We start from the raw sequence: 19,888 nt of genomic DNA, 5'->3' as shown, positions 1-19,888 counted from the left end.
CTAGTATTCCCATTGGATAAAAGAATACCTTGTTGACCAGACCACTGGAGACACTATTTCGTTTAACGCGGATAGTGTCTTTTTTATTTGACGGGCACCCTGCCGCGGCGGGAAGGAATCCGGGTTCCAACGGGCGGATGGCGGCCGGGGGATGCTAGGGGAGCCTGTATGGAGAAGAAAACGCGTCTCCTTTTCTTTTTCCAGGGGTAAAGCGGAGCAGCAGGAGAAGGAGGAACGGACAATGTTCAAAGAAGGGTTCAAAGTCTTCGATATTCACGGGCATCTGCCTTATGCGCAGCAGTTTGTCAAACACGATGAAGTGATCGACGGCGCGCAGGCCAAACGGGCAGAGCGGATGCGGCTCACTTGGGATTTTCCGTCCGGGCCGGATACCGGACCGGGTGCGGAGCGGCCGTTTATCGACCGCTGGGCAGATGAGCTCGACAAGTACGGAATCGGGGGATTGAATTTCCTGACCGCTAGGGGAAACGACGATTTAAAGGAGCAAATTTCCAAATATCCCGGTAAATTCACGGGCTTCGCCCATCATTCCATCGAAGCGCCGGATGCGGTGGAAGAGCTGCAGCGGGCCGTAGACGAACTGGGGCTCGGGGGTTACAAATTGTTCGGCCCGCTTATCCAAACGTCGCTGGACGATCCGTCCCTCCGACCCGTTTGGAGCTTTCTGGCGGAGCGCAAGCTGCCTGTGCTGATTCATTTCGGGTTATTGGGTCATACGGGCGGAATCGTGCAGCACCGGAATATCAACCCCTTGGCCATATTTAACGTGGCCCGGGAATTCACGGACATTCCGATCCTTATTCCGCACTTCGGAGCGGGGTACTACCAGGAGCTGCTGCACCTGTGCTGGGGATGCCCGAATGTGCTCGTCGATACGTCCGGCTCCAACCAGTGGATGCGGTGGACGCCCTACGACTTGACACTGGAAACCCTGTTCCGCAAAACCGTGGAGCTGATCGGTCCCGAACGCGTCGTGTACGGGTCGGATTCCAGCGGCTTTCCCCGCGGGTACGTCTACCGCTATTTGCAGGACCAGGTCCGCGTATGCAGGGAACTTCGCTTCAGCGAAACGGACATACAGAGTATTTTCGGCAATAACGCGAGAAGGCTGCTCCGTATACCGGAAACCGCCGCAAGCGTTCAAGAACATAAAGGGGTTGAAGTCCTATGAGCAAACGGGAAACAGACAAAAGCGTGAAAGGGAAGCCGCAGCACATGATGTACCGTCTTACGGCGTTAACGCTGGCCGCCGCGCTGAGCGCGGTTTGGGTGGCGGGCTGCTCGGGGAGCAGGTCCGCTTCCGGGGACGGCGCCAAAGACGCAGCCGGGCAACAATCCGGGGACGCGGGCAAGGACGAGAAAGTCACGATCGAGTACTGGCAGTACCAGTATCCGGTCAAGGTGGATCTCATCAACTCGCTTATTAAAGAATTCGAAAAGACGCACCCGAACATTACCGTTAAACAAACCAACTTTCCTTACGACCAGTATAACGAAAAGGTGGCGACGCTGATTCCTGCCGGCAAGGGACCGGATGTGATCAACCTGTACTACGGCTGGCTTCCGAAATACACGGCATCGGGTTATTTGCAGCCTTTGCCGAAGGAAACATTCCCGGATTCAAAAATCAAAGAAGAATTTTTCCCGTTCGTAGAGGCCGCCAAAATCGGCGGCAGCTACTATGCGATTCCGACAGCCGTCCGGACATTGGGTCTATACTACAACAAGGATTTGTTTACAAAAGCGGGTCTGGATCCGGCTAAACCTCCCGCGACATGGGAGGAGCTCGTGGACTATTCGAAGAAGTTGACCGAGAAGGATGCCAAAGGCGAGTTTGTCGTCGAGGGCCTGGCCTGGCAGCCGAACTCCCAGCTGCATCACTGGTACCGGGATGCGCTCGTGTATCAGGCCGGCGGCAAGGATATCAGCGAAGACCGCAAGCGTGTCTTATGGAACGAAACCCCTGCGGGACTTCAAGCGTTCAAGTATCTGCTTGATTTTGCCACCGTACATAAGGTCGGAACGAAAGATTTTTACAACGATGATATTACGGCGTTTAAAGGCGGCCATGCGGCGATGAATATCGACGGCTCGTTCCAGCTCGGGGGACTCAAGAAGGATGCGCCGAATCTGAATTTCGCCGTGGCCCCGCTGCCCGCTTACAAAGGAAAAGCCACGCAGGCTTCTTTCTGGGCCAACGGAATCACCAAAAACGCCAAAGGGAAAAAGCTTGAGGCGGCAACCGAATTTCTCAAGTTTTTGACGAGCAAGGAAGTGCAGGAGCAGTGGGTGGAAAAAGTCGGCGAGCTGCCGGCGTCCAAGGCCGTGGCCCTTCAGGATAAGTACGCCAAGGACGAGAAGATCGGTCCGTTCATCCGCCAGCTCGGTGATGCGAACGCCCATTTCTTCGTGGATGAAAAACTGGAGCGGGACTATTTCGTGCAGGCCGCGGACAGCGTCGTGCTGAACAAAGTTCCCGTCGAGAAGGCTTTCGAGGAACTTGTAGCGAAAACCCAGAAGCTCTATGACGACTATTGGGCGAAGCAGGCTAAAAAATGAAGCGGCAGCGGCTCGTTTTCGTCTACGCTTGCCTGCTCGTTCCGCTGCTGTTTTTCATCGGCGTCCGGATCGTCCCCATCGTGTATTCCTTTCTGGTCGGGTTCCGCGAGTGGGATCTGCTGTCGGAGAAGAAGCCGTTCGTCGGTTTCTCCAATTACGTTGCTCTATACCAGGACCCGGTGTTTCTGATATCGCTTAAAAATACGGCCCTTTACGTCCTGATCGGGGTACCGGGGCAGCTTGCGGCCGGACTTGTCGTAGCCCTGCTTCTTCAACGAATCATCCGGTTCAGAGGTTTTTTCCGGACGGTGTACTTTCTGCCTTATGTCACCAGCGTCGTTGCGGTAAGCTGGGTGTTCCGCTGGATTTTCATGAAGAACGGCATCGTCAACGGACTTTTGCTCAAAATGGGCCTGCCGTCCCAACTGCTTCTGGGCTCGCCGGACCAGGCTATTTTTATCGTCACCGCCGCTATGATCTGGCAGAACCTCGGCTTTCAAATGCTGATTTTCCTCACGGGTCTGGAAAATATCCCGAAAGAATACGAGGAAGCGGCCGCCATCGACGGGGCGGGCGCGTGGCAGCGGTTCGTGCATGTCACGCTTCCTCTGCTGAACCCGGTCCTGCTGTTTTCCGTCATTATCGCAAGTATTTCTTATCTGCAGTCTTTCACCCAGATTTTGAATATGACGTCCGGGGGCGGGCCGCTTAACTCTACGAAATCCGTGGTGGTTTATATTTACGAGCTCGCGTTCAAGCAGTTCAATATGGGCCAGGCGACCGCGGCTACAGTCGTCTTGTTCCTCCTTATTCTTCTCTTGTCGCTGCTGCAGCTCAAAACGTTAAACCGCAAAGTCGAATACTAAAAGGAGAACGGCCATGAGCAAATATGATTGGGCTGCGGAGCATACCGGACTCCGGAGGCGGGGCAGCGAAAAGGCCGTCAAGCGTATAGCCCGGAGCCGTATCCGCCCGTCCGTCTTTCCCGCCTATTTACTTCTGGGGGCAGGCGCGATTGTGATGATGTTTCCTTTCCTGTGGATGATCGCGACCACGCTGAAAACGCCGCAGGATGTGTTTTCGCTGAGCCTGATTCCGCCGGAGGCAACCTTGGGCAACATCCGGACGCTTTTCTCGGAGACGCTCTACACGACCTGGATCGTCAATAGTCTGATCGTTGCCGTCATTACGACGGTCTCCGTCTGCTTTTTCGATACGGTGGTCGGATACATTCTGGCGAAATTTACGTTTCCGGGTAAAACCGTCATTTTCGTCGGCATACTAAGCACGCTGATGGTTCCGACCGAAATGCTGATCATACCCTGGTATCTGCTTGCCGCCAAGCTGGAGCTGGTCGATACGTACCTGGGTATTCTTTTTCCGGGCCTCATCTCCGCGTTCGGCATCTTTCTCATGAAGCAGTTTATGGAATCCGTTCCGCGCGATCTGCTCGATGCGGCCCGTATCGACGGGATGGGCGAGTGGGGCATCTTGCTCCGCGTGGTCGTTCCGCTGGTCAAGCCTGCGCTGGCAACGCTGTGCATTTTAACCTTTCTGGGCAGTTGGAACGCGTTTATCTGGCCGCTCATCGTCACGCAGACGCCGGAGCATCTGACGATCCCTGTGGGGCTTGCGTTCTTCTCGAGCGAGTCGGGCGACAGCGGGAGCTGGACGCTCATCATGGCGGGCGCCGCGATCTCTATTCTGCCTCTGCTTGCCGTGTTTCTGCTGTTCCAGAAGCAGATTATTCGCGGCATTGCCATGACCGGCTTCAAATAAGCCGGGTAAGGGGGGACGAGGCGGGCAGGAGAGTAGCATTTTCCGCAGTCGGGAAACCTATCGGCGGAAACCTTTTCCGCGAGGATAGCGGCGACGATGACGAGGAGGAATGCGCAGTGAACAGGCAGACCGAGAACAACAAGCAGCCGGACACGCCGGCAAAGGCCGGACCGGGAGCCGAAGGCTTAACGGATACCCGGGGCGGTGAAATCCGGCAGTCCGCTTTTGAAGATGTAACGACGGGCGGGAAATCCGCCGACGATACGATTCCGCTTAAAATATTCGAGGATGTCAGCGCCCACGAGCGGATCGGGCTGCGGGCCGACGATTCGGCGGCTGACGGCGAAGTGGATCTGGACCCGTCGGGCGCGATCCAGTCCAAGGAAAGACAGAACGTCTGGAGCTGACCGGTCCGGACACATGAAATCCCCTCCGTTTGCACGGCTGCCGACAAGGATGACTTGTCCAAAGCACCGCAAACGAAAGGGGATTTTTTCGGTTGGATTATGAAACCGCTCTTACTCATACCGCGTAAGGATGATTTGGCGGAAAGGTTTCGTGGTAACCTAACCCTAACTACCTTTTTACTTAGGAGGATTCATTTTCTTATGAGCCCGGATGCGGAACGCACGAATTGGTTTGAGTTAATCAAGAAAGGTAATATGTCTTCGGCTACGGCGGCCCTGGGCAATACGATTATTGCCATCGTAAAGGGGGTTGCCGCTTCATTGACGGGCAGCGGCGCCATGTTCGCGTCTACGATGCACTCCATCGCGGACGCCATTAACCAGATGTTCGTTTTTACGGGCAGCGTACTTGCGGAGAAAAAGGCGACCCGCCGTTTTCCGACGGGCTTCGGCCGCGTCATCAATATTTTCTGCATGATAGCGGTTCTCGTCGTCACCTTCATGGCCTACGAAACGATCAGAGAAGGGCTGCATCTGCTGCAGCATCCGTCCGAATCCCACGGATTTTGGCTGAATCTTTCGGTTCTCGTGCTGTCGATCGTGATTGACGGTTATGTGCTGTACAAGGCGATGAAGGAAGTCATCAAAGAATCCAGGGCGGAAGCGGCCGGTTTTGGAATCGTCAAGGCCTCTTTCAAGCATGTGAAACGTGCGGCACCTCCGACGCGGCTCGTCTTCTACGAAGATTTGGTTGCGACAACGGGTGCTCTGCTGGCCCTCATTGCGGTAGTGGTTACCTCTCTTACGAATTTCAGCGCCCTGGACGGATTGATGACCATCTTGATCGGCTTACTGATGATATTCGTCGCGTTCCGAGTCGGCTACGATAATATGGTCGGCCTGATCGGCGTATCCGCGCCTCCCGACGTGGAGGACAAGGTGTCCGGAATTATTTTTTCCGAAACGTTTGTGACGGATATTTATCAGCTGCGCGTTCTTCAGGAAGGCCGGTACTACCATGTGGAGGGCTTGATCGAACTGAAACCGGGCCTCACTCTTGCCGAAGCGGACGATATCAAATTCCGTGTTCGCGACAAGCTGCTGGGAGACCCCGATATCGCGGACGTTACGCTGGGGATTCTCGAAGATAACGGCGTGAAGGACTGGGTGCCTGCCGCCAACCGGTAACGCTTTCCAACCGCTCAACCGTTTATACCGTGAAAAAGAAACGCAAAAAATCCCGCCGGAGAACCGGCGGGATTTTTTGGCGTTTATTCTTCCGAATCTTCCTCCAGGACGACATTGAGAAACGTCGTTTCATTTGCGGCGATGATCAGCGTGCGTGCCGCCGGTTGTTTGTCTTCCAGCGTGAAGCGGGCGGAGTAGAAGCCGGGGGCCAGGTTGGTGATCGTATAGACGCCCCGGGTACTGGTCGTCACGCTTCTCAGGAAGAGCCCGGAAGGATCGAAAAGCTGGACGAACACGTTGGATAAGAGCCGTCCGTTCCTGTCCGTTACCGTGCCCGTCAAAGTGCCGAATAAAGGGTTCAGCGCCACGGTTACAGGAGGGGCCGTAGTTCCGGCCGCCAGGGAAACCGCGGCCGACTTCGAGCCGAAGAGCTCGCTGGACACGGTGACCGTGTAACTTCCGGGGCGCAGGCCTCCCAGCAGGAATACTCCCGTTCCGTCGGTAAGCGTCCGGTCGACCGGCGTTAAATTCTCGTTCAGGATCTGGACGGAAGCGCCGGGAACCGGATTGCCTGTCGATTCGTCCAGAACGGCGCCCGAAGCGGCAAGTGCAGGGCTCCCCGGAGAGAGGACGACATTCGGAGTAAAGCCGGGTACGACGGTTACAACCTGCTGGCTGTACGACAGGTCCGGCTTTTGCACGACGACCGTATAGTCGCCCGCGGTTATCCCGTCAGCCGTGAATTGCCCGGAGGGGGCCGTCGGAACCGTCACGACCGGTGTATTCCTGTCGTCGTAAACATCCACCACCGGAGGAGGCGGAAACACGGGAACGGCTGGCGGAGTCACGACCGTCCCGTTCAAATCGTTCGACGTCGGGGACAGCTGAGCGTCCACGACCGTATTTTGCCCGGGGGCGGCGTTGAAGGCGTCCGTCTGCTGGCCGAAGCCGGAAAGGCTGAACACGGCCGTGTAATTGCCCGCCGGGAGGCCGTCCAGTGTATAACGGCCGGCCGCATCAGTCGTCGTATCCGTTACGACGGTGCCGTACGTGTTGAGCTGGCGGACTTCGACGAGCACACCGGCAAGCGGCCGGGCGCCGGCGGCGTTAGTCACCGTCCCGGATAGAGAGGCCGACAGCGGGCTCAAAGCGAAGCTGTAGTCGGTGTTACGCCCGGGCGCTACCGGAGCGCCGCCGTTTTGCGAGCCGAATCCGGCCGCTTCGGCGGTCACTTTATAATCTCCGGAACTGAGATTATTGAAGAGATAGAAGCCGCTGCTGTCGGTTTGAACCGTGTTGACCGGCACCCCTGCCGCGTCTTCGATCGTGATGTCCGCTCCGGCGAGAGGGGCGGACGTAGCACGGTCGATCACGAAGCCGCTGACACTGCCGGGCGACGGCTCAAGCGGGACAGTGACGGCTGTCGTTTGCCCCGGCCGGAGCACGACACCGAGGGAGGTGCTGCCGAAACCGTCACTGGTGACGGTCAGCGTATAGGCCCCGGCGGTTACGTTTTCGATCGTAAAATTTCCGCTTAGATCGGTAACCGATTGATCGACAGTCTGACCGGCCGCATTCAGGAGAGTGACAATGCTTCCGGGCACGGGAGCGGATCCGTTCCGGTTGATGACATTGCCGCTCAGGAGCGAATTTTGCTGGGTCAAAACGAGCTTTACTGTGCCTGCCGAACCGGCAGTGACCGTGACGATCTCGGAGGCGGAAGCAAAGCCCGGAGCGGATGCCGTAAGGACATACCTGCCGGGAGCCAGTTCCGGCGTTGTGAAGCGCCCGTCTGCATCGGCCAGATAAGCGAACAGGAGAATGCCTGCTTCGTTGAAGATTTTAATCTGGGTTTCCGAACCGGTCAGAATTGAGCCCAAGCGGTCCGTGATGATGCCCGTCACAACGCCGCTTAGGGGCCGAAGAGCGAGACTGGCGGCGGTTTCCTGATCGCTGACTACGACGGCTCCGGCTGTGCCTGCGGCGAAACCTTCCGCTTCCGCCACCACCGTATAAGCACCCGGAGACAGACCGCTTACGAAGAAGTTGCCGAACAGGGAAGTGGTAGCTGTCGCGATTAGAAGATTGCTCACGTCCGCGCTGCGGATCAGAACAGTGGCGGAAGGCAGCGGACTTCCGTCCGAAACGTTCGATATTTGACCGCTGATGGACCCGGAATTGGGAACGAGGCGGATGTTGATTCCCGCCGAATCCGTACCCGGAAGGGTTGCGACGCCGACGATAACGGTTGAGAACCCGGGAGCCGCTGCCACGAGAAAATGATTGCCTGCGGGAATGTTATCGACGACATAAGCTCCTGTGGCGTCGGCGTGCCCCGTCCCCAGCAAGGTTTCATTGCCGTCAAGGACCCGGATAACCGCCGTATTCACGGGGGTTCCGGCGATATCCGTAACACGTCCCGAAAGAATCGACGGCAGCGGCATGAGTGTGAGCGTTACGTTCGATTCCAGTCCCGCCTCCACAACTGTCCCGGCTTTCGATACGGCGTAGCCCGGCGGTGTAGCCGTCACGATATAGGCGCCCGGTGCGAGCGAATCGAACCGGAAGGTGCCGTTCCCCGTATTGATCAGCTCTTCGTTGATCAGGAGGTTGTTCCGGTCGTAAATCTGGATGACGGTCCCGTCCACGGCCGGGGAAATAACGCCGCTTACCGATCCGGGAAGCGGGAGCAGGCTGAGACGGGTCGTCGTCGTTTGACCGGCCCTCACAATGGCTCCGATGCTGCCCTGCTGGAATCCCGCTTGGGAAGCCGTGACGATATAGGTGTCGGGAGCGAGGCCCTCTGCCCTGAAATAACCGCTGCTGTCGGTGAGGACGGTGGCGATCAGCGTCCCCGTGTAGTTGCTGATCCGGATGGAGGCGCCGGAAATTCCCGTGTCCGGTCCGGCCGCCGTTACCGTCCCGCTGATCTGTCCGGGACTCGGAATCAGATTCACGCGGATCGTTGTTGTCTGTCCGGCGGCGATCAGGAAGCTGACAAGATTCGTCTGAAAATCAGTGGATGACACGATCGCCGTGTAGCTCCCCGGTGCCAGATTAGGAGCCGTGAATCCGCTAAACTGGTCCGTGAACAAACTTTGGATCACGAGTCCGTTCGTATCGACGATGCGTATCGCAACGGCAGTATCCGGAATTAGCTGGTCATTGGAGGCATTGTACACGCTTCCGGCGAGAATACCCGGCAAAGGCTCCAGATTGTAGGAAACGGTTGTCGTCTGCCCGGCCGTAATGCTGAACCCTTTGATTTGCGTCTGCAGCCCGTCGGCAAAAACGGCGGCCGTATAAGTTCCCGGCGCAAGCTCCTCCAATACGAAGGTGCCGTCGGGCGAAGTAATCGTCCGCCCGATTACGCTGTTGTCCGTCTGGCGCACCACAAGGACCGCCCCCTGTACCGGTGCCGTCCCCGCCGTAACGGTTCCCGTTAAAGCGCCGGGCTGAGGAGCCAGGGCGAAATCGACTTCGACCATTTCTCCAGGCTCAATAAAGGCACCGATCAGCTGGCGCTGGTAACCCGTTGTTTCGGCACGGACCATGTAAGAGCCGGGAGCAAGACCGTGGATGTCGAACCGTCCGTTCTGGTCGGCATTCAGCGTCGCGACGACAAAACTGTTCATAAAAATGCGTACCACCGCATTTTCCAGAGGATTCCCGTTCAGGTCCGTCACGAGACCGGAAATGGAGCCCGCTAACTGGTTCAGCGCGATATTCAGCACGCTTTGCGAGCCGGACGCAATCGATATACCTGTCGTCTGGCTGGCATACGCCGTTTCGCTGAACGTGACCGTATAATGGACCGGCTGCAGACTATTGATGACATAAGTTCCGCCGGCATCGGTTATCGCGGTTGCCGCGGTTATTCCTTCAACCGTGACGACACGGACGACGGCGCCGCCCAGCGGCTGACCCGAGGAGGCGTCCGTTACCTGGCCGGTAAGCGTCCCCGGAGCGGGATTTAAGCCGATATTGACGGTTGTCGTCTGTCCCGCACGAACCGCCGCACCGGCTATTTCCGTCGTGAATCCGGCTTCGCTGGCGCGGATACGGTAATTGCCCGGCGCGAGACTGTTTATCGCGTACGAACCGGCCGCGGCGCTGACGGCGGTAGCGATCTGCTGCCCCCGTTCGTTCAGCGCTTCTACGAGAGCGCCTGCAAGTGGAGTCCCCGTGCCGGAGACGGTGATCACGCCGCTCACGGTACCCGGCAGAGCCGCGAGATTAAACGAGGCGGACACGCTTTGTGCCGGCTGAAGCTGCAGGGTACGGACTTCGGACTGGAAGCCGTCCGCAGTCGCGATTACGGTATACGTTCCGGCGGGAACCGAGAGCTGGTATTGTCCCGCCGCGTTAGCGGCCGTTTCGGCGATGATGGCGCCGAACGGGGATTTGACGCGGACGACGGCTCCGGGAAGAACGTTTCCCACCTGATCGGCGACTGTGCCGCTGAGAGAAGCGGGCTGCGGCCGCAGGGTGATGTCCAGCGGAGTGACGGTACCCTCGTTTACCGTTACAGGTACGGTCTGGGTAACGAAACCGGCAAAAGAAGCCGTGAGATTGTAAGTTCCCGGTGCCAGATTGGAGAACCCGTACGCTCCTTCGGTTCCGCTGGTTTGGGTGGTCAGCACCTGGTTTTGGGCGTTTGTAAGCTGCACGGCGGCACCGGGAAGAGGAAGACCGGTCATCCCATTGTATACGGTTCCGGTGACGCCTCCCGCCGTTACGACGGCAATAGAGGCCGTTGCGGGGCCGGCTGTAATCCCCTGTCCGGTCAGACTGTCGAATCCGGCTCCGGTGGCCGTATTCAGGATGCGCCTGCCTTCTCCGGCAGTCAGGAAAGCTCCCTGTACGGTGAAGGTAAGGATGACGGTTTGCCCGGGCGCAAGATTCCCGGCGTTCCAGCTGATTGAGCGGGCCAGCAGGTTAACGGTTGAGAGGCCCTGGGTAACGCCGGAGACGGACAGGGAGGAAACGCTGTCGAGCCCGAACACATCGGTGACCAGCACGCCATTGGCCTGGCTTTCTCCCTGGTTCGATATCGAAAGGGTCCCCGTATACGATGCCACCTGTCCGGTCAGGACGGCCGCTCCCGGCGAAGAGGTCAAGGTTTTGGTCAGGACGAGTCTGGCCTGCGCGTTAAACCCTTGAGCCGCAACGGGATCGCTGAAGCCCGAGGTGAACGTGCTGCCTTCCGGAATCAGGAAATCTTTGTTGAAGTTATTGTTATTCGCTGAACTGAAAAAAATAAATTGGAGAGGCGTCTGATTAGTGATCCCGAGCGTTCCGAACAGGACGGAAGCCGGAATGAAAAAATCGAGGAAATAATTTTCGTTCCCGCCGAAACGGGACCCGTCCCCTGTCGGTTTAACCCGGGCCAGATCGAAGTTGATAATCGGACGCGTATAGCTCGGAGTCCCTTTTCCGTCAATGCCTTCGGCGGGATCGTTGAACGTGTTCGGCACTTTTATTTTGTTTTCGATGAGATCGAGGCTCGCATTCTGGCCGTTGACGGCGAGAACCCATTCGTAGGTTGCCGGATTGCCGTCGGTATTAAAAAGAACTCCCCAGGCAAAATTATCGAACCCGGTTTTGGCCCGGGGGTCTCCGTTCAGCCTCAGACGGAAATACACATAGACCGTGTCGTAAGATACGTAAGCGGCGGGGAACTGGGCATTCCCGACAATATCCGTGCTGGCCGGACTCACATCCGAAACCGGATCTCCTACGGGAACCCCGTTTAAAGTCACCGGAAAAAATTGACTGTCGCTGGGAAAAGACAAGAGGAGCCTCCTCCTTTTAATTATTGGATATTCGCCTTTTATCTTATGTGTGTTTGTGTGTTTGTGCAGGGGCAAAGTTTCCTTTTCTATAAAATAGGCGCATCGGCCGACACCTTACGAACAATCATTTACCGCATTAGACGCATATACTGGGGTATTCCTGAATATTCTTTGTTCGAATTCCCGCTTGAAGGAGAAACGGCTGTGAACCTGAACATGCTGATTGTACTCGTCTTGTTTTTACTGCTTGTGGCGATCTTGTACCTTTTCTGATAACGGGCACAACGGAAAACGGCTTCGGTGCGGAAGCCGTTTTTTGTTTTCCAATGCCTTCCTTTCATACCTGTTCCCCACACGGACATGCTAAGGAGAGTCACGCAATCAACTGCTCTGGTTAAGAGAGGAGGCTAAGCCGTGGAAGGTATTGGAGTCATTATGCTGCGGTCGCTCGGTGCGGTCGCCATTCTTTTTGCCATCACCCGTTTTTTGGGAAAAAAACAGATCTCCCAGCTTTCTTTATTCGAATACGTAACGGGTATTACGCTGGGAGAACTCGCCGGTTTTCTGTCAACCGACATCGAAGCTCACTATCTGCACGGCATCGCGGCCATAGGGGTGTGGTTTGTCGTTCCGTTTTTTCTGGAGATTACGACGCTGAAAAGTAAATGGCTCCGCCATTTTTTTGAAGGAAAAGGAACGGTCGTTATCCGTAACGGACGCGTGCTGGAAAATGAGCTGAAACGGGAGCGGTACACCGCAGACGAACTGATGGAGCAGCTTCGCACGAAGAGTGTTTTTCAGGTGGCGGACGTCGAATTCGCCATGCTGGAGGCAAGCGGTGACCTCAGTGTCCTGCTCAAAAAAGAGAAGCAGCCGCTTACGCCCGGCGATCTGGGCTTGAAAATAGGCCCGGACAAGCTTCCTCACACGGTCATCGTGGACGGGGTAGTCGATGATGAAGAGCTGGCGGCCTCCTCGCTTACAAGGGAATGGCTAAATAAACAATTGGCTAAAATAAACGCGACCGCGGATAATGTTTTTCTCGCTCAGATAGGCGATCAAAATAAGCTGTACGTCGATTTGTACGACGATTCAAGAGGAATCAGTCCCGAGAAACCCCAGGTGGAGCTGATCTCCACACTCCGCCAATGCACGGCGGATCTCGATTCATTTGCGAATTCCGCTACCGATCTCAACGCCCGGATCAAGTACGAACAGACGGCATCGGCCCTGCGGGGTGTGCTCAAGCAGCTCTCCGGCGGCGGGAAAAGTACAAACGGAACGGAATAAGAAGAGGAGGATGGGCAAATGGCCAATCAGAAAAAGAAAAACGCGACATTAACCCAGCAGCAGTACCAGGCTATAGCGAAAAAAAACGAACCGAAAAGGCCGGTCGTCGCCAACTGTATCCGCGCCTTCATTGTGGGCGGTTTTATATGCATTATCGGTCAGGCCCTCATGATGCTGTTTGAAAAAGTGTTCGGCTTCAGCAAGGAAGCCGCTTCGAATCCCACGGTGGCGGTCCTGATCCTCCTTTCAGTCATCCTGACCTCCCTCGGCGTGTACGACAAAATCGCCCAGTGGGCCGGGGCGGGAACGGCTGTGCCTGTAACGGGCTTCGCCAACTCGATGTGCTCGGCCGCCATTGAGCACCGCAGTGAGGGGCTTATTCTCGGCACCGCCAGCAACATGTTCAAGCTGGCCGGTTCCGTCATCGTGTTCGGCGTCGTGGCGGCCTTCTTCGTCGGCATCTTCATTTTGATTTTCGGAGGCGGTGCACATTGATTATTCGCAAAGGGCAATCCTGGGAATTCCGGAAGCCTCCCGTCCTGATCTCCACCGCCACGGTTGTCGGGCCGGATGAGGGCAAAGGGCCCCTCGCCAACGATTTCGATCTGATTCATCAGGATAATACGCTTAAACAGAAGAGCTGGGAAAAGGCGGAGAAGGCCCTTATGGAAGACGCGGCTAACCTCGCGATTAAGAAATCGGGTCTGCAGAAGGATCAGATACAGTTCTATGTCGGCGGCGACCTCATGAATCAGATCATTTCCAGCAGCTTTGCCGCCCGGACGCTGGCCATTCCTTACCTGGGGGTTTTCGGCGCTTGCTCCACCTCGATGGAAAGCCTGGCCGTGTCCTCTCTGATCGTCGCGTCGGGAGGAGGAGACTACATCCTGAGCGGTACGTGCAGCCATAACTGCACTGTAGAGAAGCAGTTCCGTTATCCGACGGAGTACGGCTCCCAGAAGCCTCCCACGGCCCAGTATACGGTAACCGGCGCCGGGGCTTCCGTCGTGGCCGCGAAAGGCACGGGCCCCGTCGTTACATCCGCCACGATCGGCAAGGTGATCGACATGGGCATTACGGACCCGTTCAACATGGGCGCAGCCATGGCGCCGGCCGCAGCCGATACGATCACCGCTCATTTCCGTGACATGAAGCGGTCCCCCGACTATTACGATCTTATCGTAACGGGCGATCTCGCCACCGTAGGTTTTCAGATCGTAAACGAGCTGCTGAAGGAGCAGAGAATCGCCATGAACAGCACCACGTTCAGCGATTGCGGCCTGATGATCTACGACATCCAAAAGCAGGGCGTGCAAGCCGGAGGCAGCGGCTGCGGCTGCTCGGCCGTCGTCACTTACGGCCATCTGCTCAAAAGAATGGAGCAGGGCGAAATTCGCCGTCTGCTCGTCGTCGCCACCGGCGCCCTGCTGTCTCCGCTGTCGTATCAGCAGGGTGAATCCATTCCCTGCATTGCGCATGCCGTCGCGATCGAAAGACAGGAGGGACTCTAATCATGCAGTTTTTATGGGCATTTCTCGTCGGCGGAGCCATCTGCGTCATCGGTCAGCTGCTGCTGGACCTGGGCAAACTGACCCCGGCTCATACGATGACGGCGCTCGTTGTGGCCGGAGCGATTCTGGACGGCTTCGGGCTGTACGAGCCCCTCGTCCGTTTTGCGGGCGCCGGCGCCAGCGTGCCGATTACCAGCTTCGGCAACGCGCTGGTCCACGGCGCCATCAGCGAAATCCAGACAAGCGGCTGGATCGGCATCGTGACGGGGATATTCAAGGTTACGAGCGCCGGTATTTCGGCGGCCATCATCTTTTCGTTCCTCGCCGCTTTGTTCGTCCGTCCCAAAGGCTGAAACCTAGCCGCAGATCGACACTCCGTTTTCTCGGGAAACGGGGTGTTTTTTCGTTGTTTTCGATTTGTCATTCCTCCGTCATTCCTCTGTCATTCATTCGTATTCATCCGTCACCGTACTGTCATCCTCCCGTAATAAAACTCGCCCGCGTTTGCTCCTTTTAGCTCTTTTTCCACCAACTGTCGGTTTTTTAATAAATTTAGAAGGGGTTTTGTTGTACTCGCTTTCTACTTTCCTGTAATATAAAAAATAGGACTTCAAACCCTTTTTATCCGAAGGAGGATTCGTACCGAATGGCTGCTGTGTCCCAACCTCATATGAGTGAGATTTCCAGAATCAGATCCAATTTGGATTCATGTATATTAGGCAAAAGCGAAGAAATCATGCTGCTGTTAACCGCACTTCTTGCCGGCGGTCACGTACTTCTCGAAGATGTGCCCGGAACGGGGAAGACGGTTCTCGTCAAATCCCTCGCCCGCTCCATACAAGGCCAATTCCGCCGGATTCAGTGCAATCCGGACCTGCTGCCGACGGATATTACCGGCGTTTCGATCTATCATCCGAAGAATGAAGCTTTCTTTTTCCGCCCCGGTCCCGTTATGGCCAACATCCTGCTTGTCGATGAAATCAACCGCGCCACCACCAAAACCCAGTCGGCTTTGCTGGAAGCGATGGAAGAGCATCACGTGACGGTAGACGGCGAGATGTACCCGTTACCGCGTCCGTTCATGCTTCTTGCGACCCAGAACCCTATCGATTTCGAAGGCACTTATCTGCTCCCGGAAGCCCAGCTTGACCGGTTTATGATCAAATTCAGCCTGGGGTACCCCGACAGCGCGACGGAGCTTCAGATGATCGCGTCGCAAAGCAAGGAGCACCCGATGGATCAGCTTCACGAGGTTGTCGATACGGAGCAGATTCTCGGCATGCAGGAAGAGGTGCGGTCGGTTTATCTTGACGATGGCATCGCGAAGTATCTGGTGGACATTACACGCGGCACCCGGGAGCATCCAGCGGTTGAACTGGGAGCCAGCCCGCGCGCTACGCTGGCGCTCGTTCAGGCTTCGAAAGCTTACGCCTACTTGAACGGCCGCGACTATGTCCTGCCGGACGATGTGAAATATTTGGCCCCTTATGTACTGGGCCACCGGATTATTCTTTCTTCGGAAGCCCGGATGGAAGGAGAAACCTCCCGTTCCGTCTTCGCTTCGATACTGGCGCATACGAAAGTGCCCGTCAGGCTGGAGAAGGCGAAATGAAGCTTTTCAAACCTACCGCCGCTCAGAAGGGAAGACAGGCGACCCTGATTTTATCCTCCCTGTTTTTTGCCAGCCTGATGTTCCTGCTGTTTCAGGGCGGTAAGCTCGCTTCCACGCTGTTTGCCGTCGTATGCCTCCTCTCCGCTTATCTGGTTCTCGGAAAATGGAGCGGCATCCGCCAGACGCAGGCGGTGCGTGAAATATCGGCGGCGGACGGAACCGGTAAGGTCCAGGCGGGGCAGTCCCTACTGATCAAGCTTAAAATCCAGGTTCCGGGCGTCTGGCCTATCCCTTACCTTCTCATCGAAGACGAACTGGTGCGAAGCAGCGGGGAGCGGACCGTGATGAAGGGCTCCGTGGTCCTTAACTGGATGCGCAAGGGAGAGTTCGTTTACAAAACGCCGCCCCTGCGGCGGGGCCATTACTCCCTGGAGCGTGCGGAGTTTGCGACGGAAGATGTCTTCGGGCTCTACGAGCACAAAGGGAGCGTTCATCTGCCGTACGGCTTTGTCGTGATGCCCCAAATGATCGAGATCCGCCATTGGGCGCAGTTCTCCCAGTCCCCGCGCGGGGCGAGGCATCATTCCGTAACCGCCCGTATACAGAGGGAAACGACGCAGATCAACGGGGTGAGGGAATACATTCACGGGGACAGGCTTTCCCGGGTTCATTGGAACGCCACGGCGCGTACGGGAACGTGGAAGTCGAAGGAATTCGAGCGGGAAACCCTCCCGAAGATGGTACTCGTGCTCGACCGGAGCAAGCAGAATTACGGCAGTCCCGCCGAATTCGAACTGGCGGTTTCCATCGCCGCTTCCCTGCTGCATTTCGGCACACAGAGGAACATCGCGGTGGGGCTCGTTTCCTCCGGCCGCGAATCCCTGATGGCCGTGCCCAAGACGGGTGCCCGGCATGAGGACGTCCTGATGGATCACCTGGTGGAAGTGGAGCCGGACGGCTTCCGCCCGCTGCAGCAGGTGGTCAACAACGCGGACGGCATGTTCTCGCCGGGAGCGCTGATCGTGTATATCACGCCGGCGAAAAACTCCGATCTCCTGTCGCTGCTCCACTGGACCGACAAGCAGCGCATGCTCGCCTGTCATCTGTGCGTCTGCGGCGCCAAGGGAGGCTCCACGGACGTGTGGGTCCGCCGCTTGCACAGCCTCGGCTTTATGGGCTACGGCGTGCATGCGCTGACAGAGCTGCCGGCTGTGCTGGGAGGAGGGACGAAGATCTATGCGTAGCATCTGGAACGTTTTCCGGTTTATGGCCGGCGAAGACGGAACGAAGAAGTGGATGGCCCTCTTCGTCCTGCTGTTTCTTTTCCAGTTCACCGGATGGATTTCCCACGAGGACGGATTATGGCTGCCCGAAACCTTGAAAGCCGTAAACTGGACCCTGATTACGGTCTGCGCGACATTCTTCATCCCGCGGATCCACCATCTGGTCAGGGAGCTTCTGCAGATCGTCCTGGTTCTGGTCGTTCACGCGGTTGTGCTTCAATACCGGTTTGTCCCCATGTCCCAGATGGACGGACCGATGGAATGGTTTCAAGCCAACGTTTCGCAATTATTCCCCTATTTATGGTTCGGTCTGGCCGCCTGGTGGGTGTTTCTGATGGCCATGTGGGCGTCCCGGTCCAAACTGTGGATTTCTTTTATAGTCATTTTGGCCATTTTGTTTTTCGGCGTTCGCGATTCGTTCAGCACCTTGCAGTTATGGCCGCAGGTTGCGGCGGTCATTTTTAGCGGATTGTGCATGCTGGTCGTGCGCCATTTGTCCCAGCTCAAGAACAAAGCGCCGGAAAGCTGGAAACGGCTTTCGGACAATCCCGGTCCTCTGATCGTGCCGGTCGTGCTGATTATCGCCCTCACGCTCACTTTGGGGGCGCTCGTACCCGCGGTCGATCCGGTTCTCACCGATCCGTATACGGCCTGGCGGCAGTACAACGGCGAGACGGTGACGTTCCTGCCGAGCAGCGACGATTCCGGCCGGACGATGGTACAGGACCCGAACGATCCGCTGCTGAAATCGTCGGGCTACAGCCGCAACGACACGCAGCTTGGCGGGCAGTTCCAGTACGATTACACGCCGGTCTTCACCGTTGACACGACAAGCCGCACGTATTACCGCGGGGAAACCCGGGCTTTGTACACCGGCAGCGGCTGGGAGGCAAGTCCCGCGGACAGGCGGGCCCGCCAGAGCTCGGTAGACTCCAGCGGCAAGCTTCCCGCGGATTCGGGCATCGACACGTCCAAGCTGAAGACGGAAGAAGTGAAGCAGACGGTCAAAATGCGCAACAACGAAGTGTACCCGGTGCTGTTCGGGGCTTACCCGATGTCGAAGGTCGATATTCAGCAGGCCGGGTCCGAGACAGTCCGCTCCGATCCGGAGCAGCTCGGGTCCCTCCGCTGGTCCGCGCGCCAGGCGGAGCTCCGGTTTAACGCGAAATCGAACTATCCGAAGCAGTACGAACTCGTATCCAACATCCCGCTGCTCGATTTAAGCGGCCTCAAGAAAGTCGATATGAGCAAGCTGAACCGGTCCGAATGGAACGATTATCTCCAGCTTCCCGACCGGATGCCCGAGAGGGTGGCGGAGCTTGCCAGAGAAGTGACGAAGGAAGCGCCGTCCGCCTACGAGAAAGTGCATGAGCTGGAGCTTTACTTGTCGAGTAAGTATCCGTATACGAACACCCCTGACGTATCCAAGGGGAAAAGCAAAGATTTCGTCGACCGCTTCCTGTTCGAAATCCAGGAAGGCTACTGCGACTACTATTCGTCGGCGATGGTTGTGATGACCCGGTCGCTCGGCATTCCCGCCCGCTGGGTCAAAGGCTACGCATCGGGTTCTTCCGATAACAGCCGCCCGGCCGGTATCGGAAATCTGACAGGCGGCATGTCCGATCCGGACGCCGAGGGCACCTACACCGTCCGCAATTCCGATGCCCACTCCTGGGTCGAGGTTTATTTCGAGGGCTACGGCTGGCTGCCGTTCGAGCCGACCGCAGGATTTTCGCTCCCGCAGTCGTATGCGCCCGCAACATCGGCGGCCACCGAAATGCCGACTCCGGCACCGGCCGAGGCGAAGACGGCCCAGGCCCAATCCGGCGCGGCCCCCTGGGTCCGTTACGTGCTGTATACGCTCAGCGGTCTGGTTTTGCTCACGGCTGCCGTCGTGTCGGCCATCCGGCTGAGCGGCGGCAAGAACCTGCTGCCGCCGTTTGGACGGGACCCCAAAGCGGCCAATTACGCGCAGGGGGTTATCCAGGAGGTCAACCGGCTTCTGCGGTACGGCAGACGCAAAGGGTACGAACGGTTCGAGCATGAAACGTTCCGGGAGGCCGCTTCCCGCTGGATGACCCAAAGCTACTGGCTGTCGGGAGAACTTTCGCCGGTTCTCGATATGTTCGAGAAAGCCAAGTATAGCCGGTCATCCGTAACCGAGCAGGATCTGGAGGCCGTTCAGGGCCATGTGAAAAGACTGCGCGAGCAGATGAAATAAGACCGGCACGCCAAGGCGGGCCGGATTCATAGCGTAAGCCAGAGGCCGTTTTCCGTTAACCGGAAGACGGCCTTTCTTTTTTTTCTTCAAAGAGAATCACGGACAAGCTACGGCGGGTGAATGGAACGGGCGGCCGCAAGGGAATGCTGAGAATACGGGGATTTCCCCGTCCGGGCACGGCCTGAAACGCTTCCTTTTTCTTTTTGCAAGGAATTGGACATG

The 19,888-nt window shown here is 57.1% G+C and carries 14 protein-coding genes; 13 read left to right on the top strand and 1 reads right to left on the bottom strand.

Annotated elements, in window-relative coordinates; all coding sequences use genetic code 11:
* The first annotated feature begins 241 nt into the window (after positions 1–241).
* The 6 genes from AC58P5_RS07580 (at position 242) to AC58P5_RS07555 (ending at position 5,954) form a co-directional block, all read left to right on the top strand.
* Complete coding sequence (locus tag AC58P5_RS07580; protein WP_497385522.1) at positions 242–1,192, top strand: amidohydrolase family protein; 951 nt, start codon at positions 242–244, stop codon at positions 1,190–1,192.
* Positions 1,189–2,580, top strand: a complete 1,392-nt coding sequence (locus AC58P5_RS07575; RefSeq protein WP_497385521.1) for a sugar ABC transporter substrate-binding protein — start codon at positions 1,189–1,191, stop codon at positions 2,578–2,580. The genes AC58P5_RS07580 and AC58P5_RS07575 overlap by 4 nt, the downstream gene beginning before the upstream one ends.
* Positions 2,577–3,446: a carbohydrate ABC transporter permease gene (locus tag AC58P5_RS07570; RefSeq protein WP_497385519.1), complete on the top strand. Its 870-nt coding sequence runs from the start codon at positions 2,577–2,579 to the stop codon at positions 3,444–3,446. The genes AC58P5_RS07575 and AC58P5_RS07570 overlap by 4 nt, the downstream gene beginning before the upstream one ends.
* A gap of 13 nt (positions 3,447–3,459) precedes the next feature.
* Positions 3,460–4,359 carry a carbohydrate ABC transporter permease gene (locus tag AC58P5_RS07565; protein ID WP_497385517.1) on the top strand — a complete coding sequence of 300 codons (900 nt, stop codon included), beginning with the start codon at positions 3,460–3,462 and terminating at the stop codon, positions 4,357–4,359.
* Between the two features lie 116 nt (positions 4,360–4,475).
* Complete coding sequence (locus tag AC58P5_RS07560) at positions 4,476–4,766, top strand: hypothetical protein (RefSeq protein ID WP_497385516.1); 291 nt, start codon at positions 4,476–4,478, stop codon at positions 4,764–4,766.
* Between the two features lie 201 nt (positions 4,767–4,967).
* Positions 4,968–5,954: a cation diffusion facilitator family transporter gene (locus AC58P5_RS07555; protein WP_497385514.1), complete on the top strand. Its 987-nt coding sequence runs from the start codon at positions 4,968–4,970 to the stop codon at positions 5,952–5,954.
* 83 nt (positions 5,955–6,037) lie between these two features.
* Here the strand turns inward: AC58P5_RS07555 and AC58P5_RS07550 are convergent, their stop codons facing one another.
* The gene (locus AC58P5_RS07550; protein WP_497385513.1) at positions 6,038–11,749 is read right to left on the bottom strand and encodes a carboxypeptidase regulatory-like domain-containing protein; all 5,712 of its coding nucleotides are present in this window, start codon (positions 11,747–11,749) and stop codon (positions 6,038–6,040) included.
* A 414-nt stretch (positions 11,750–12,163) separates the two neighbouring features.
* On the opposite strand from AC58P5_RS07550, the gene AC58P5_RS07545 reads away from it, so the two are divergent.
* The 7 genes from AC58P5_RS07545 to AC58P5_RS07515 all read left to right on the top strand — a co-directional run bounded on the left by AC58P5_RS07545 (position 12,164) and on the right by AC58P5_RS07515 (position 19,666).
* Positions 12,164–13,039, top strand: coding sequence for a DUF421 domain-containing protein (locus AC58P5_RS07545; protein ID WP_497385511.1), 876 nt, complete (start codon positions 12,164–12,166; stop codon positions 13,037–13,039).
* Between the two features lie 18 nt (positions 13,040–13,057).
* Positions 13,058–13,534: a stage V sporulation protein AC gene (spoVAC, locus tag AC58P5_RS07540; RefSeq protein WP_103993486.1), complete on the top strand. Its 477-nt coding sequence runs from the start codon at positions 13,058–13,060 to the stop codon at positions 13,532–13,534.
* Positions 13,534–14,550, top strand: a complete 1,017-nt coding sequence (spoVAD, locus tag AC58P5_RS07535) for a stage V sporulation protein AD (protein ID WP_497386040.1) — start codon at positions 13,534–13,536, stop codon at positions 14,548–14,550. Before spoVAC ends, spoVAD begins: the two co-directional genes overlap by 1 nt.
* A gap of 2 nt (positions 14,551–14,552) precedes the next feature.
* The gene (gene spoVAE, locus AC58P5_RS07530) at positions 14,553–14,903 is read left to right on the top strand and encodes a stage V sporulation protein AE (protein ID WP_497385509.1); all 351 of its coding nucleotides are present in this window, start codon (positions 14,553–14,555) and stop codon (positions 14,901–14,903) included.
* A gap of 293 nt (positions 14,904–15,196) precedes the next feature.
* Positions 15,197–16,162 (top strand): AAA family ATPase, encoded by a 966-nt coding sequence (locus tag AC58P5_RS07525; protein ID WP_497385508.1) that lies wholly within the window; start codon positions 15,197–15,199, stop codon positions 16,160–16,162.
* The gene (locus AC58P5_RS07520; protein WP_497385507.1) at positions 16,159–17,406 is read left to right on the top strand and encodes a DUF58 domain-containing protein; all 1,248 of its coding nucleotides are present in this window, start codon (positions 16,159–16,161) and stop codon (positions 17,404–17,406) included. Before AC58P5_RS07525 ends, AC58P5_RS07520 begins: the two co-directional genes overlap by 4 nt.
* On the top strand, positions 17,399–19,666 hold the full coding sequence (locus AC58P5_RS07515; RefSeq protein ID WP_497385506.1) for a DUF4129 domain-containing transglutaminase family protein: 2,268 nt from the start codon (positions 17,399–17,401) through the stop codon (positions 19,664–19,666). The genes AC58P5_RS07520 and AC58P5_RS07515 overlap by 8 nt, the downstream gene beginning before the upstream one ends.
* The last annotated feature ends 222 nt before the right edge of the window (positions 19,667–19,888 follow it).

This window comes from Paenibacillus sp. JT31N7 (genome assembly GCF_059692095.1).
Note: the sequence above shows the minus strand (reverse complement) of the source record. Positions and strands in the feature narration are given on the sequence as shown.

Excerpts from the sequence above, each read along its gene's own strand:
- AC58P5_RS07580 (WP_497385522.1), top strand. The coding sequence starts at position 242 with ATGTTCAAAGAAGGGTTCAAAGTCTTCGATATTCACGGGCATCTGCCT.
- AC58P5_RS07575 (WP_497385521.1), top strand. The coding sequence starts at position 1,189 with ATGAGCAAACGGGAAACAGACAAAAGCGTGAAAGGGAAGCCGCAGCAC.
- AC58P5_RS07570 (WP_497385519.1), top strand. The coding sequence starts at position 2,577 with ATGAAGCGGCAGCGGCTCGTTTTCGTCTACGCTTGCCTGCTCGTTCCG.
- AC58P5_RS07565 (WP_497385517.1), top strand. The coding sequence starts at position 3,460 with ATGAGCAAATATGATTGGGCTGCGGAGCATACCGGACTCCGGAGGCGG.
- AC58P5_RS07555 (WP_497385514.1), top strand. The coding sequence starts at position 4,968 with ATGAGCCCGGATGCGGAACGCACGAATTGGTTTGAGTTAATCAAGAAA.
- spoVAC (WP_103993486.1), top strand. The coding sequence starts at position 13,058 with ATGGCCAATCAGAAAAAGAAAAACGCGACATTAACCCAGCAGCAGTAC.
- spoVAE (WP_497385509.1), top strand. The coding sequence starts at position 14,553 with ATGCAGTTTTTATGGGCATTTCTCGTCGGCGGAGCCATCTGCGTCATC.
- AC58P5_RS07525 (WP_497385508.1), top strand. The coding sequence starts at position 15,197 with ATGGCTGCTGTGTCCCAACCTCATATGAGTGAGATTTCCAGAATCAGA.
- AC58P5_RS07520 (WP_497385507.1), top strand. The coding sequence starts at position 16,159 with ATGAAGCTTTTCAAACCTACCGCCGCTCAGAAGGGAAGACAGGCGACC.
- AC58P5_RS07515 (WP_497385506.1), top strand. The coding sequence starts at position 17,399 with ATGCGTAGCATCTGGAACGTTTTCCGGTTTATGGCCGGCGAAGACGGA.